Source organism: Telluria sp. PB2R4 (assembly GCF_059685695.1).
This window is the reverse complement of sequence record NZ_JCASIC010000001.1, coordinates 567,089-579,835: the sequence shown is the minus strand read 5'-3', so window position 1 is coordinate 579,835 and position 12,747 is coordinate 567,089. Positions and strand designations below refer to the sequence as shown.

The following is a 12,747-nucleotide window of genomic DNA, read 5'->3' as shown; positions in this document are numbered from 1 at the left end:
GGCTGGCGCTGTGAGCCGGCGCTAATCTGGGCTTTCAAGCAAGCAGCGTGGACAACCAGGCGAAGGGTTCAGCATGTCACCCGAAAACGGAAGCCAGCCGATGACGCAACCCTTCGGATCCGATTCCGACCTCGAGCAGCGGCTTTCAAGGAAGCTGCTCGATGTGCTCATCCGCGCCGCCATCGCCATTGGACTGGCGATCTTCTGTTACCGGATCTTCGCGCCTTTCATGGGCCTGATGGCCTGGTCGATCATCCTCGCGGTGACACTCTATCCGGTCCATCAGAAGATGGCCCGAAAAATGAAGGGAAAACAGGGCCTTGCGGCCACCTTGCTGGTCGTGGCCGGCCTGGTGCTGATCGGCGCGCCGACTGCGATCCTGATGGGTGCACTCGCAGATTCGCTCCAGAACGTGGTTGCCAGCGTACGCGACGGCAGCATGAAGGTACCAGCGCCCTCCCCCGGGGTAGCCGACTGGCCGCTCATCGGCGCGCGCATCCACGAGATCTGGACGCAGGCCCACACCGACCTGCCGGCACTCGTGCGCAGCCGGCAAGCCCAGGTCACCGACATGGCGCGCAGCGCCTTGGGGGTCGTGGCGAGCACCGCGGGCGGCGTACTTCTGTTCCTGTTCTCCTTTATCGTGGCCGGGATCGTCATGGCCTGGGGCGAGCCCGGCGCGCGCAGTATCCGGGCCATCTTCGGCCGGCTCGTGGGCGTCCAGCGCGGCGACGAATTCTCGGTCCTGTGCACCCAGACGATCCGCGCCGTGGCACTCGGGGTGCTCGGGGTCGCCTTCATCCAGGCCATGGTGATCGGGCTGTTGCTGGTCGTCGCCGGCGTCCCGTTCGCGGGGATGCTTGCCCTGGTGGTCCTCCTGATGGGCATCGTGCAGGCCCCGGCGCTCCTGCTCACCCTGCCGGTGATCGTCTGGATCTGGAGCAGCGGCGGCTACGAAGCCACGATGGGCATCCTCTACACTATTCTGTTCCTCATCGGCGGCATGCTCGACAACGTCCTTAAACCGCTGTTGCTGGGCCGCGGCGTCGACGCGCCCATGCCGGTGATCCTGCTCGGGGCCCTGGGCGGCCTGGCCACCCAGGGCATCCTCGGCATGTTCGTCGGTGCGGTCTTTCTGGCCCTGGGCTACCAGGCGTTCATGTGGTGGGTGGCGAACAGTCCCGACAGTGTGCCGACGGCGCCCGGCACGAGCACCCAGGAGTGACTGTGCTGGGTGCGCGCATGCATCGGTCCGGAACAGGCGTTGTGGCGCTGGCGGCAAGCGCGCTGCTGGGGGCCTGCAAGATGGCCGGGCCCGAGTTCGTCGCACCTGCCACGCCGTCCGGACTGACCGCATGGGAAGGCGGTACGCTGGCTGACGCGGCCGCAAGTTCGCGCGGGCGCACCGGCGCGCATCCACAGGACTGGTGGCGCAACTTCAACGACCCCGTCCTCGATGGCCTGATCGCCGAGGCACAGCGGGTCAATCCGGGTGTGCGGATCGCCGGCCTGCGCATCATGGAAGCGCGCGCCCAGCAGGGAATCGCCGGCAGCACGCGCTACCCGCAGGTCCAGCAGGCAAGCGGAGAACTGCTGCGGGCCGGCGCCAAGCGGGCCGGCGCACCGGACAACAGCGCGAGCCTGTTCGATGCCGGGCTGCGCGTCAGCTGGGAACTCGACTTCTGGGGCAAGTTCAGGCGCGGCATCGAGTCTGCCGACGCCGCCTACCTGGCCAGCATCGCACAGTACGACGACGTACAGGTGCTGATGGCCGCCCAGGTGGCGAACCTCTACAGCGCCATCCGCACGCTGGAAACGCGCGTGCTCGTCGCCGGCCAGAACACGGTGCTGCTGCGGCGCAGCCTGGAGATCACGGAGCTGCTGTTCAGGCGTGGCATCGAATCCGAACTCGACGTGCAACAGGCCAGGACCTTATACCTGAGCACGCTTTCGACCATTCCCCAGCTCGAGAACGCGCTGAGGCAGGCGCAGAATGCCCTCGGCACGCTGCTGGCAAGGGCGCCGGGGCCCCTGCCGGAAATGGCCGCCGGCAAGGACGTGATTCCCGAGGCCGGCCTTCACATCATCGTCGACATGCCGGCCGACCTGTTGCGCCGGCGTCCGGACCTCCGGGCCGTGGAAATGCAGATGGCCGCCCAGTCCGCGCTGATCGGCGTCAGCGCCGCCGACCTGTATCCCTCGGTCGCGTTGCTCGGTTCGCTGGGCCTGTCGGCGACCTCGGCGAACCGCTCGCCCCGTGTCCTGGACTGGGCGGTCGGGGCCAACATGGTGTGGAATGTGTTCGACCACGGCCGCCTGCGCAATACCGTGCTGCTCCAGGACGCCCGCTTCCAGCAGCTCCACGAGCAATACCAGGACGCGGTCCTGCGCGCGGCGCGCGAGGTCGACGATGCCGCGGTCGGGGTGCTCAGGAGCCGCGAGCAGATCGCCCTGCTCACCGAGTCGCTACGCGCGGCCCGGCGCACGCTCGATCTCGCCACCCTCCAGTACCGTGAAGGCCTGGTCGATTTCCAGCGCGTGATCGACGCGCAGCGAACCTTTTTCAGCCAGCAGGATCTTCTCCTTACCAGTCGCGGCAATCTGGCGCAGAACCTGATCGCGGTCTACAAGGCGATGGGCGGGGGATGGGAGCAAGGCCGGGCCCGGCCCGTGCTAGATGAAGCGACGCGGGCGGTGATGGTCCGGCGCAGCGACTGGAAGGACATCCTGCGCGCGCCGCTGCCGGCGCCTCCTGCCGCAATCCGGCACTCACCTCACGGAACGCCCGGGCCATGAACCAGGAAGCCGCAAAATATGTGCAGACCCAGGCCCAGACGTCGACGCCGGGGACCGAGAACCCGCCCCCGCCCCCGCCCGCACCGGCGCCTGCGCCAAAGAAGGGTCAGGGAAGCCGGCGTGGCGCGATCGTCGTGCTGGTCCTGATCGTGGCAAGCCTGGCCTGGTATTTCGTCGCCGATCGGCTCACGCCCTACACGTCGCAAGCCAGGGTGCAGGCCTTCGTGGTGCCGGTGCCGGCCGAGGTGGCGGGCACCGTGCTCAAGGTGCATGTCAGGAACAACGACGAGGTGCAGCGGGGCCAGGCCCTGTTCGACATCGACCCTAGCCAGTACCGGATCGCGTTGCAGCGCAGCCGATCGGACTACGAATCGGTGCGGCGCTCGGTCAATGCGTCGGTGGCGGCGGTCGAGGCGGCGAAGGCGGCGCTGCAGGCCGCGCGAGCCAATCACGTCTACGCGCGCCAGGATGCGGCGCGGCTGGAGCAGATCTTCGCGGCCGATCCGGGCGCACTGTCGGTGCGGCGCGTGCAGAACGCACAGACCAACCGGGTCACCGCGCGCAGCCAGGAGCTGGCCGCCGAAGCCGACCTGCGCCGTGCCCAGGAGGCCGCGGGCGACCCCGGCGAGAACAATGCGCAGCTGGTCAGCGCCCGTGCGGCCATCGAGAAGGCCGAGCTCGACCTGAACCGCACCCGGGTGATTGCGCCCAGCCGCGGCCGGGTGACCGACCTGCGTACCGACGTCGGCCAGTTCATCCAGGCCGGCTCGCCCGCCATGACCCTGATCGCGGACCACGACCTCTGGATCAGCGCGGACATGACCGAGAATAACCTTGGCAATATCCAGCCCGGCGACGAGGTCGCGATCGTACTGGACGTGCTGCCCGGCCAGGTGTTGACAGGGCGCGTGCGCAGCGTGGGCACCGGGGTCGACTCCGGGCAGCAGGCGAAGGCCGGCGCCCTGCCCCAGATCGAGAACGACCGTGACTGGCTGCGCCAGGCGCAGCGCTTCCCGGTCGCCGTCGAGTTCACCCAATCGGAGCGTGCCCACCTGGACGCCGTGCGGATCGGGGGCCAGGCGGACGTGCTGGTGTACACGGGCGACCATGGCTTCCTGAACTGGCTCGGTTCGGTCTACATCCACCTGATGAGCTACTTTTCCTATGTCTACTAAGCGCGTGCCCACGCACCCGGCCGACAAGGCCGTACTACGGCTGGCGACGGGTCTCGGCCTGGCGGTGCTGCTCGCCTACGGCCTGGACATGTCGCTGCCTTTCGTGCTGTGCGTGGTGACCGCACTGGTGCTATGCAAGCCGGGGCCGCCGATGCCGCTGCTGAAGGGCCTGGTCGCGGCCGCGGCGCTCGGCGTTGTCGTGGTAGCGGGAGTGCTGATGGTCCCGTTGCTCGAGCACTACGCCGCCGCGGGCGTCGTGCTCACCGCAGCCCTGTTGTTCGCCTGCTTCCGTGCCGGCGGCGGGGTGGCCAGTCCGAAGACGATGATCCTGGCGATCGCCCTCACGGCGATTCCGGTTGCCGGTGTGGCCGAGCAGGCGCTCGCTCTCCAGCTTGCCGAGAGTCTCGCCCTCGGCCTCGCCATCGGCGCCCTGGTCAGCGGATTCGGGCACGCCCTGGTCCCGGACAGGCCTGCACCCGGCAGCGCCGCACCGGCGAAGCCCCGCCCGCCCGTGGTCCCGGGTACAAAAGACTGGACCGCGCTGCGCGCGACCCTGGTGGTCCTGCCGGTCTTCGTGCTGGCCCTGACCAACCCCGCGTCCTATCTGGCGGCGCTCGTCAAATCGGTGTCCCTGGCCCAGCAGGCCGGGGCCAGCACAGCCCATTCCGCAGGTAAGGAGCTGGTGGGATCGACCCTGACCGGCGCGCTGGTGGCGGCGTTGATCTGGGCCGGACTGTCGCTGCGGCCGAACCTGATCATGCTGGTCCTGTGGATCGTGGCTGCGGCGTTCTGGGTAGGCGCCAGGATATTTGGCATCAAGACTGGCTCCTTCCCGCCTTCCTACTGGGTAAATGTCCTGGTGACCATGTTGATCTTGCTGGGGCCCGCCATCGAGGACAGCGTCCAAGGCAAGGACGTCGTCCACGCTTCCACGATTCGCGTCTGCCTGTTCCTTGCGCTGGCGCTCTACGCATGGCTCACGGTGTGGGTGCTGGAGCGCTGGCGCGCATCGTGGCCGAACTTGTTGACTTTCAGGAGCAATTGACCATGACTCGCGTTGCCTTGGTCCTCTTGTTCCACCTGCGCTCCCGAAGGGGCCTGCCTTGCAGCATCGTGTATACGCTGGCAGAGCCCATCCTGGGCAATTTTCCTGTCCCGCAACCATGAGGTGTGTCATGAGAAAACTGAAGTTATGCAGCAGTAGCCTTGCCCTCGGCGCCGTCCTGGCACTGTCGCCCACTGCCAAGGCGCAGGACCAGGTTCCGATCACGTTTACTGACCAGGTCAACCTGGTCGGTCTGGGGGTGTTCGGTGCTCCGGACTACTACGGCTCGACCAAGAACGACGGCGTGGCCGCGCCGATCGTGCGCTACTCCTGGGACGGCACCCGTTACGTCCAGCTCCTCGGAAACGAACTGTTGTTGAACCTGTCTCCAGTCCCGGAGTGGCGCGTCGGCCCCATCCTCAGGGTCCGGGCCCGGCGCGATGACGACGTCGACGACGAAATCGTCAAACGAATGCGGCCGGTTGCCAGTGCGACCGAGGTGGGGCTCTTCGCTGCCTACCACATGCCACTCGACCCGTCCCGGCCACTCCACAAGCTGATCTTCAGCGCCGACATCGTGGGCAATACGAACAATGTCTACGACGGCGCAACCGGCAACCTGCGGGTGAACTATATCCATCCTTTCGAAAATGCGGTGATGGGACGGCCGCTGATTGGCAGCATCGGCTTCGGCATGTTCTTCGCCAGCAGCGATTTCAACGACCGGTATTTCGGCGTCACCGGTTCCGACCTCGCACTCTTCCCCGAACTGGGCGGGCGACCCTACCGTCCCGATACCAGTCTCACTTCCCTGAAGGTACCGTTTAGCCTGACCATGCCGTTGAACAGGGAATGGCGGCTGACGTTTGCCGGGCGCTATGAGCGTCTGCTGGACGAAGTGAAAGACAGCCCACTGGTGGAAGGGCGCGGCGACGCCGACCAGTGGATACTCGGCGTGGCGGCCTCGTATCAGTTCTGACAGGCGTTTCACCCCGGGCGAATCCCGCCGCATTGCCGTGACGGCCATGCGGCGGGATGCCTGGCCACGTCAATGCGGCCGCGTGCATGCGCGAATTCTGTAGGTCCATCGTCCCATTGCCGATCCGGCTCCGCTCTCATACCTTCTCATAAAGCCCAGCCGCAGGCTGCCCGCGGCCGGCGCACAAGGAGACCTGACATGCGACGAATGGTGGTGCATTTTGTGGTCGGCATCGGCTTGCTGTCATTTGTGCTGGTGGCGGCCGCGCAGCGGCCGATCGCCTATCCCGCCAAGGGCCAGAGCGCATCCAGGCAGAGCAAGGACGAGGGTGAATGCTTCTCTTGGGCCAGGCAATCGACCGGCATCGATCCGGCGGCCGTCAGCGCGGCCCCGCCGCCGTCCGGGCCGGCGGTCGGTGGCGGCGAGCGGCTCAGGGGGGCGGCGCGCGGCGCGCTTGGCGGCGCCGCCATCGGCGCCATTGCCGGCGATGCCGGCGAAGGCGCGGGTGTGGGTGCGGTGGTCGGCACGATGGCGGGAGGCCGGCGCGCGCGCGAGAACAGGCGGGCCGGCGAACAACAGGCACAGGCGCAGTCGCAGGAAGCGATCAACACGTATTACCGCGCCTATGGTGCCTGCATGTCGGGCCGCGGTTATACCGTCAGTTGAGCAGCGCTTGGGAGTCACCATGAACGGGCTGATCCACATACTGTGCTTGTCGGCATGCCTGGGACCGGCGGCGGCACTGGCTGCGGATTTCGACGGTACCAGGCCCCTGATCTGTGCGCCGGCCGCGGCCAGCGAAGTGCGCGCCGGGGAAAAGGTGGACACCGCGCGCCCGAGCGATATCGGGGCCCCGAGCTTCCTGCGGGTGGACTTTGCCCGCAAGACGATCGCCGGGCCGAAGCGGGTCACACCGATCCGGCACATCGAGAAGAGCGAGGGCCAGATCCTGCTCCAGGGAACCGAACTGGGCTTTGGATGGTCGCTTGCGCTCGACCAGGAACTCGGGGAAATGACCCTCACCTTCGTCGACCGTTTCGGTGCGGTCGTCCTGTCCGGATCATGTACGCCAATCTGAAGCGAAGCTCCAGGACCCCGGCCGCGCTGCTCGGTGTGCTTGTGCTTGCCGGATGCGCCTCGCCGCGCTCCTTCGTGGTGAAACGCGCAGCGCCCGGGCCCCTGAGCTGCGAGGTGCCGATCGCTCAGCGCGACCTGCTGCTCGGCGTGGCGATGTCCGGAGGCGGCACCCGCGCCGCCCTGTTCGGTGCGGCCGGCCTGGAAGGGCTGGCCGGCATCCGGACCGGCAACAAGCAATCGGTGCTGGAGCAGGTATCGTACTTGTCCAGCGTATCGGGGGGCAGTATCGCGGCGAGCTATTATGCGCTCAAGAAACCCGGCCGCGACGTCCCCATGTTGACACCCGAGGGCGTGCCGACGCAAGCCTATCGCCACTTCTTCGCGGGCTACCGGACTGCAATCGGCCAGCCCATCGGCCCCCCGGTGTTCTGGCGCCAGCTCAGCAGGTTCCGCTGGCTGAACCCGGCCCTGGGGGCGGTATCCCTGCACGAGGTGCTGGGCGAGCAGCTGCTGGGCAAGGCGACCCTGGGAGATGTCGCAGCGCGCGAGGCAAGCGGGGATAGTCCCGGCCTGATCATCAACACCACGCTGTATAACAATGGCCGCAGCTTGGCCCTGACCGGCCAGCCTTCGGCAAGCTTCCGCTACGACTTCTTCCAGGACCTGCAGGCATCGCTGGCGACCCGGGGAAAGGCTGCACAGGTGCCGCCACTCCTGGGTGAGCGCTGGCACACGCTGCTGCCGATGACGCCGCACGAAATCCATATGAATCCCTGCGGGACCCCACTGTCCGCGGCGGTGAGCGCGTCCGCTTCGTTTCCGCCGGTGATCGGGCCAATCACCTTCCAGGTACCCGGCGACCCCACCTACTGGCACGTCGGGGATGGCGGTCTGTACGAGAACCAGGGGATCGAGACGATCCTCTTCATGTTCCTCAAACAATTGCAGGTGAAGAAGGTAAAGCGCTTCCTGATCCTGGCCTTCGATAGTTCCTTCCCGTTCGCGGTTGGCGATGTCCGACTCAACCGGCGCGCCCAGCCTTTCGGCTTGTTTTCCTTCGACTTCAGCAGGATTCCCAGCATCATGGAGGAGCGCGCGACGACCTTCCGCGCCTTCTTCTTCCGGACCCTGCAGTGGCAAGGGGTGTTCCCCGACGAACGCACCGCCCAGGTGATCCTGCTACGACACATCGACGCAGTGTGGCAGCCCGACCTGGGCGACCTGCCGGCGGCCTGCCGCAATGAAAACCCGGCGCTGACAACACCGGCGCAAGTGCGGCAGCGCCTGGCAGAAATCCCGACCCGCCTGCAGATTGCATCGGTTTGCGACACGCAGCTACTGACGACCGCGGCGGCCAAGGTGGTGGCGCAGAACCGCGCCGCGATTCTCGCATTCCTCGATGATGCGCCTGCCGCCGCTTCACCGGCGACAGCGCCGGCGACAGCGGCAGCGCCGCCGGGCCAGGACGCGGAGGCCCGCTGAAACGGCGGGCCCGCATTATCTCGACAAGGGTACCGGCTCAGCCATGGCTGGGTATGCCATCGCGCGCCGGCAGGCCGGTGACGTCCGGCTCCGCCGTATCCCGCTGCAGCAAGGTACGGTAGACAACACCAGCCAGTGCACCGCCCAGCAGGGGCGCTACCCAGAACAGCCACAGCTGCGCAAGCGCCCAGCCTTCCGTGAACAACGCCGGCCCGGTGCTGCGCGCCGGGTTGACCGAGGTATTCGTGACCGGGATGCTGATCAGGTGGACCAGGGTCAGCGCGAGGCCGATCGCCAGGCCGGCGAAACCCACCGGTGCGCGCGCATGGGTCGCTCCCAGCACGATCAGCACGAACATGAAGGTCATGACGAGTTCGCACACCAGTGCCGCCTCCAGCGAGAAGCCGCCCGGCGAGTGCTCGCCGTAGCCGTTGGCGGCGAATCCTGCCGCCGGATCGAAGCCGGCCTGGCCGCTGGCGATCAGGTACAGCAGGCCGGCTGCCACGACCGCCCCGAGTACCTGGACCGTCATGTACGGCAGCAGCAGTTTCGCGGAAAAGCGCCCGCCGGCCCACAGTCCCAGCGACACGGCCGGGTTGAAGTGGCCGCCGGAGATGGGCCCCAGCGCATAGGCCGCCGTCAGCACCGTCAGGCCGAAGGCGAGCGATACGCCGGTCAGGCCGATTCCCACTTCTGGAAACTTGGCGGCAAGAACGGCGCTGCCACAGCCGCCGAGTACGAGCCAGAAGGTGCCTATGAACTCCGCCAAAAGTTTGCTATACATCGCATGCCTCGCCAGGTAAAGAGGAAGAGGATGGCGCCCGGCTGGGCGTCGCTGTCAGCATTCATTGTCTTAGCTGGCGGTGAAAGTGCTATTGGACTTAGAACCTACCATCGGTGTCAGGTCCTCAGGTCCTCAGGTCTCGCGGCCCCAGGCTGGCGAGGCAGGCCTCCTTCACCGCCCCGAGCAGGGCCAGGTCGTCGAAGGGCTTGCACAAATAGGCAGCGGCCCCAGCCGTCAAGCAGCCCGTCCGGCTACCCGCATCGTCGTGCGCGGTAATGATGATGACCGCGACGCCCGTACCGCGCACCAGTTCGTGGGCCAGCACATCGGCGCCCGACATCCCCGGCATCTGGAGGTCGATGATCACGCAGGGGTAGCCGCCACGCCCGAGCGCGCGGACGAAGTCGTGACCCGACGCGAATTCTGTGGCCTGGAATCCGGCCGAGCGCAGCAGGCGCGCGAGCGCCTTCCGGACGGACGGCTCGTCGTCGACGACAGCAACGCTCCATATCGGCAATGCTCCCATGCCTATTGATATACACGCAGGCAGGAGGACTTTGCATTGGCCGATGGTCTGACCGCCGCCGGGTCAATGGGCGTCGTTGTCCTGCGAGACCGAACCGAGCGTCACTTCGACGGCCTGGCGCACCAGGTGGGCCAGGGATTTCGCTCCCATCTTTTCCATCGCACGGGCGCGGTGTACCTTGATGGTCTTTTCGGCAATTCCGAGATCTGAAGCGATCTGCTTGTTCAGGCGGCCGTCGACGACATGCCTCATCACTTCTTCCTCGCGCGGCGTCAGGGTGGCCAGCCGCGCCCGGATGGTGCCGAGCTGGTGGGCCACGCTGCGGGCATGCCGGTCCCGTTCCATGGCCGCGTTCACGGCGAGCAGCAATTCCTGCTCATCGAATGGCTTGACCAGGAAATCGGCGGCGCCCGCTTTCATTGCGCGCACGCTCGCGCCGACTTCGCCATAGCCACTCATGAAAATCACCGGGCGGCAGCAGCCCTGTTCGAGCAAGGCGTGCTGCACGCTCAGGCCGTCCAGGTCCGGCAGCCGCAGGTCGAGCAAGGCGCAGCCGTGCACGCAGGGATCGTGCTGTTGCAGGAATTCGCAGGCGGTGGCGAACCCGCGCACTGCGATCCCGGCTTCGCTCAGCAGGCGGGTCAGCGCGCGTCGCACGCCGGCGTCGTCGTCGACGACATAGACAACTGGTTCTTCAATCATGGTATTCCCTCACGATATTCCGGCAGGTTGACCCGGAAGGTACAGCCCCCCGCTTCGTTGTTGTACGCATCGAGCCGGCCGCCATGCTGGTCGACGATCGCGCGCGAGATCGATAAGCCGAATCCAAGTCCGTGGCGCTTGGTTGTAAAGAAGGGCTCGAATATCCGGTCCAGCAGCGCCGGGGCGATGCCCTTGCCGCTGTCGGTGACCAGGATCCGCAGGCTGCCCGGCCAGCTGGAGGACTCGAGCCGCAGGGTGCGCTGCTCCGGCTCACGCTCGCTCATGGCCTCGCCGGCGTTGATTACCAGGTTGAGCAAGACTTGCTGCAACTGCACCCGGTCGCCGCGCACCACGGCCGGCTGCGCCGCCAAATCGAGTTGGACCCTGACCTGGCGCTCGTCGAGGTTGCCGCGTGCAAGGGCGATGGAGTCGCGCACCATTTCGTTCATATCGAGTGGCTGGAACACCGGGTCGCCCTTCAGGAACAGCGCGCGCAGGCGCCGGATCACTTCCCTCGCCCGCTTGTCTTCGGCGACGACGTCTTCAAGGATGGCGCCGACTTCTCGCAGGTCCGGCGGCTTCCGTGCCAGGAAACGTTGGGCGGCCTGGGCATTGGTAAGGATGGCGGCCAGCGGCTGGTTCAGCTCGTGCGCGAAGGCGCCGGACAGTTCCCCCAGCACCACCACCCGGCTCAGGTAGGTCAGCTGTTCGCGTTGGCGCCCGGCCTCCGCTTCCGCCTGCCGCAGCGCCGTCATGTCGCGGATGATGGTGATGCAGCAGCGCTTCGCTCCACCGCCGATCTCGGCACCCGACAGGCTGGTGTGCAGCACGGCGCCCGCGCGGTTACGCATGTCGACATCGACGTGACGGCCCGCGTAGTCTCCTTCGCCCTGATACAGCCCCAGCTCGCTTGGCGTGCGCCCGCGCGCTTCGTCGCGCCGGTAGCCGAACAGTTCTTCCCACCGTTTGTTCACGTCGAGCAGGATGCCGGTCGCGGGCGCACTGACCGACATCGCATCCGGACTGAGCCGGAACACCTGGGCGAAGCGTTCCTCGGCATTGCGCACCGCTATTGCCGCCTGGCCCAGGGCCTGTTCGTTGCGCGAGAGCGATTCCTGCGCCGCCCGGCGTTCGCGGGTCGACACCGACAGCAGCAGCAGCGCGATCCCGGTGACGATCAGGTAGACCTGGAGCGGGAGCAGCCCGGCCGGGCTCGAGACGGAGGCGAACGGCGCCATTGCGGCCAGCGCACTGGTGACCGTGGCCAGCACGAACGCCAGGTAGAACACTGCGGTGAGGAACGGGGCGAAGCGGACCGCTGCCCAGCACAGGAGCGGCAGCGGCGCATACAGGAGGAGCGCCGGATAGCAGCCGGAACAGGCCGGCACGTGGAGCAGCGCTCCCATGCAGGCGGCAAACACGAGCAGCGTGAGCACGCCCGCTTCGATGTGGCGAGACCCGGCCTCGCCGCGCAGCCAGTCACGCAGCGAGGCCGGCCAGCTCAGTACTACTGGCGTGAAGGCCAGCATGGCGAGCGTATCGGAGAAAAAGCGCAGCCGCCACAGCGCCCAGTATTCGTGCCTGGCGCCCGTGGCCAGCTGGACGATGCCGATGTCGAGGAAACTGGCCAGGCAGGGGGCGGCCAGCACGCAGCCGGCCAGGAAGGCGCCGGCATCGCGCAGGGACCCAAGCTTCGGGTGACGGCGGAGCATGCGCATGGTCACTGCCGCACCAAGCAGTGCCTCGGCGCTGTTGCTGATCAGCCAGCCGAGGATGAGCGGCGCCGGCACCCCGGACTGCGCCTGCGCCGCCAGGTGCGCTGGGATCACCGCGAGCAATATGCACCACCATCGGCGTCGGGGGGACCTGAGCAGTCCGCCCAGCAGGATGGCATTGGCCGGCCACAGCACCGAGACTGGGCTTGACGCGGGCGTCAGCGCAAAACCGATCTTGGCACCAATGAAATACCCGAGCGCCACCCCGACCGCCGGCAGTGCCGTGTCCGTCAGCGACTTTGCCACTGCCGTGCTGCCTGACGTTGAGCCGAGCTCCATGAAGCTTCCTCTGCAGCCGAAGAGTCATTACGGTACCCTCACCGGGCACCCGGATCGCGTCAATCCGCCAAGAGATGTCCATTCCATTCTAGGGTGCGAACGCCGGGCTGACAATGACAATTACCCG

12 protein-coding genes are annotated in these 12,747 nt (G+C 67.0%); 8 read left to right on the top strand and 4 right to left on the bottom strand.

Annotation, left to right across the window (positions count from 1 at the left end; all coding sequences use genetic code 11):
• Positions 1-100: 100 nt before the first annotated feature.
• The 8 genes from AC56LU_RS02450 to AC56LU_RS02415 all read left to right on the top strand — a co-directional run bounded on the left by AC56LU_RS02450 (position 101) and on the right by AC56LU_RS02415 (position 8,554).
• A complete protein-coding gene (locus tag AC56LU_RS02450) occupies positions 101-1,225 on the top strand; it encodes an AI-2E family transporter (protein WP_497174006.1) in 1,125 nt (374 codons plus the stop codon).
• A gap of 17 nt (positions 1,226-1,242) precedes the next feature.
• Entirely contained in the window at positions 1,243-2,796 is a 1,554-nt protein-coding gene (locus AC56LU_RS02445; RefSeq protein WP_497174005.1) for an efflux transporter outer membrane subunit, read from the top strand.
• The gene (locus AC56LU_RS02440; protein ID WP_497174004.1) at positions 2,793-3,971 is read left to right on the top strand and encodes an HlyD family secretion protein; all 1,179 of its coding nucleotides are present in this window, start codon (positions 2,793-2,795) and stop codon (positions 3,969-3,971) included. The genes AC56LU_RS02445 and AC56LU_RS02440 overlap by 4 nt, the downstream gene beginning before the upstream one ends.
• Positions 3,961-5,016, top strand: a complete 1,056-nt coding sequence (locus AC56LU_RS02435; protein WP_497174003.1) for a DUF2955 domain-containing protein — start codon at positions 3,961-3,963, stop codon at positions 5,014-5,016. Before AC56LU_RS02440 ends, AC56LU_RS02435 begins: the two co-directional genes overlap by 11 nt.
• Before the next feature lie 130 nt (positions 5,017-5,146).
• On the top strand, positions 5,147-5,995 hold the full coding sequence (locus AC56LU_RS02430; RefSeq protein ID WP_497174002.1) for a MipA/OmpV family protein: 849 nt from the start codon (positions 5,147-5,149) through the stop codon (positions 5,993-5,995).
• 198 nt (positions 5,996-6,193) lie between these two features.
• Positions 6,194-6,661: a glycine zipper domain-containing protein gene (locus AC56LU_RS02425; protein WP_497174001.1), complete on the top strand. Its 468-nt coding sequence runs from the start codon at positions 6,194-6,196 to the stop codon at positions 6,659-6,661.
• A gap of 19 nt (positions 6,662-6,680) precedes the next feature.
• Positions 6,681-7,073 carry a hypothetical protein gene (locus AC56LU_RS02420; RefSeq protein WP_497174000.1) on the top strand — a complete coding sequence of 131 codons (393 nt, stop codon included), beginning with the start codon at positions 6,681-6,683 and terminating at the stop codon, positions 7,071-7,073.
• Positions 7,058-8,554 carry a patatin-like phospholipase family protein gene (locus AC56LU_RS02415; protein ID WP_497173999.1) on the top strand — a complete coding sequence of 499 codons (1,497 nt, stop codon included), beginning with the start codon at positions 7,058-7,060 and terminating at the stop codon, positions 8,552-8,554. Before AC56LU_RS02420 ends, AC56LU_RS02415 begins: the two co-directional genes overlap by 16 nt.
• 37 nt (positions 8,555-8,591) lie before the next feature.
• Here the strand turns inward: AC56LU_RS02415 and aqpZ are convergent, their stop codons facing one another.
• The 4 genes from aqpZ to AC56LU_RS02395 form a co-directional block, all read right to left on the bottom strand.
• Complete coding sequence (gene aqpZ / locus AC56LU_RS02410; RefSeq protein WP_497173998.1) at positions 8,592-9,338, bottom strand: aquaporin Z; 747 nt, start codon at positions 9,336-9,338, stop codon at positions 8,592-8,594.
• A gap of 124 nt (positions 9,339-9,462) precedes the next feature.
• Positions 9,463-9,864, bottom strand: coding sequence for a response regulator transcription factor (locus AC56LU_RS02405; protein ID WP_497173997.1), 402 nt, complete (start codon positions 9,862-9,864; stop codon positions 9,463-9,465).
• Positions 9,865-9,927: 63 nt separating this feature from the next.
• Positions 9,928-10,566, bottom strand: coding sequence for a response regulator transcription factor (locus AC56LU_RS02400; protein WP_497173996.1), 639 nt, complete (start codon positions 10,564-10,566; stop codon positions 9,928-9,930).
• Positions 10,563-12,620, bottom strand: coding sequence for an MASE1 domain-containing protein (locus tag AC56LU_RS02395; RefSeq protein ID WP_497173995.1), 2,058 nt, complete (start codon positions 12,618-12,620; stop codon positions 10,563-10,565). The genes AC56LU_RS02400 and AC56LU_RS02395 overlap by 4 nt, the downstream gene beginning before the upstream one ends.
• Positions 12,621-12,747: the final 127 nt, after the last annotated feature.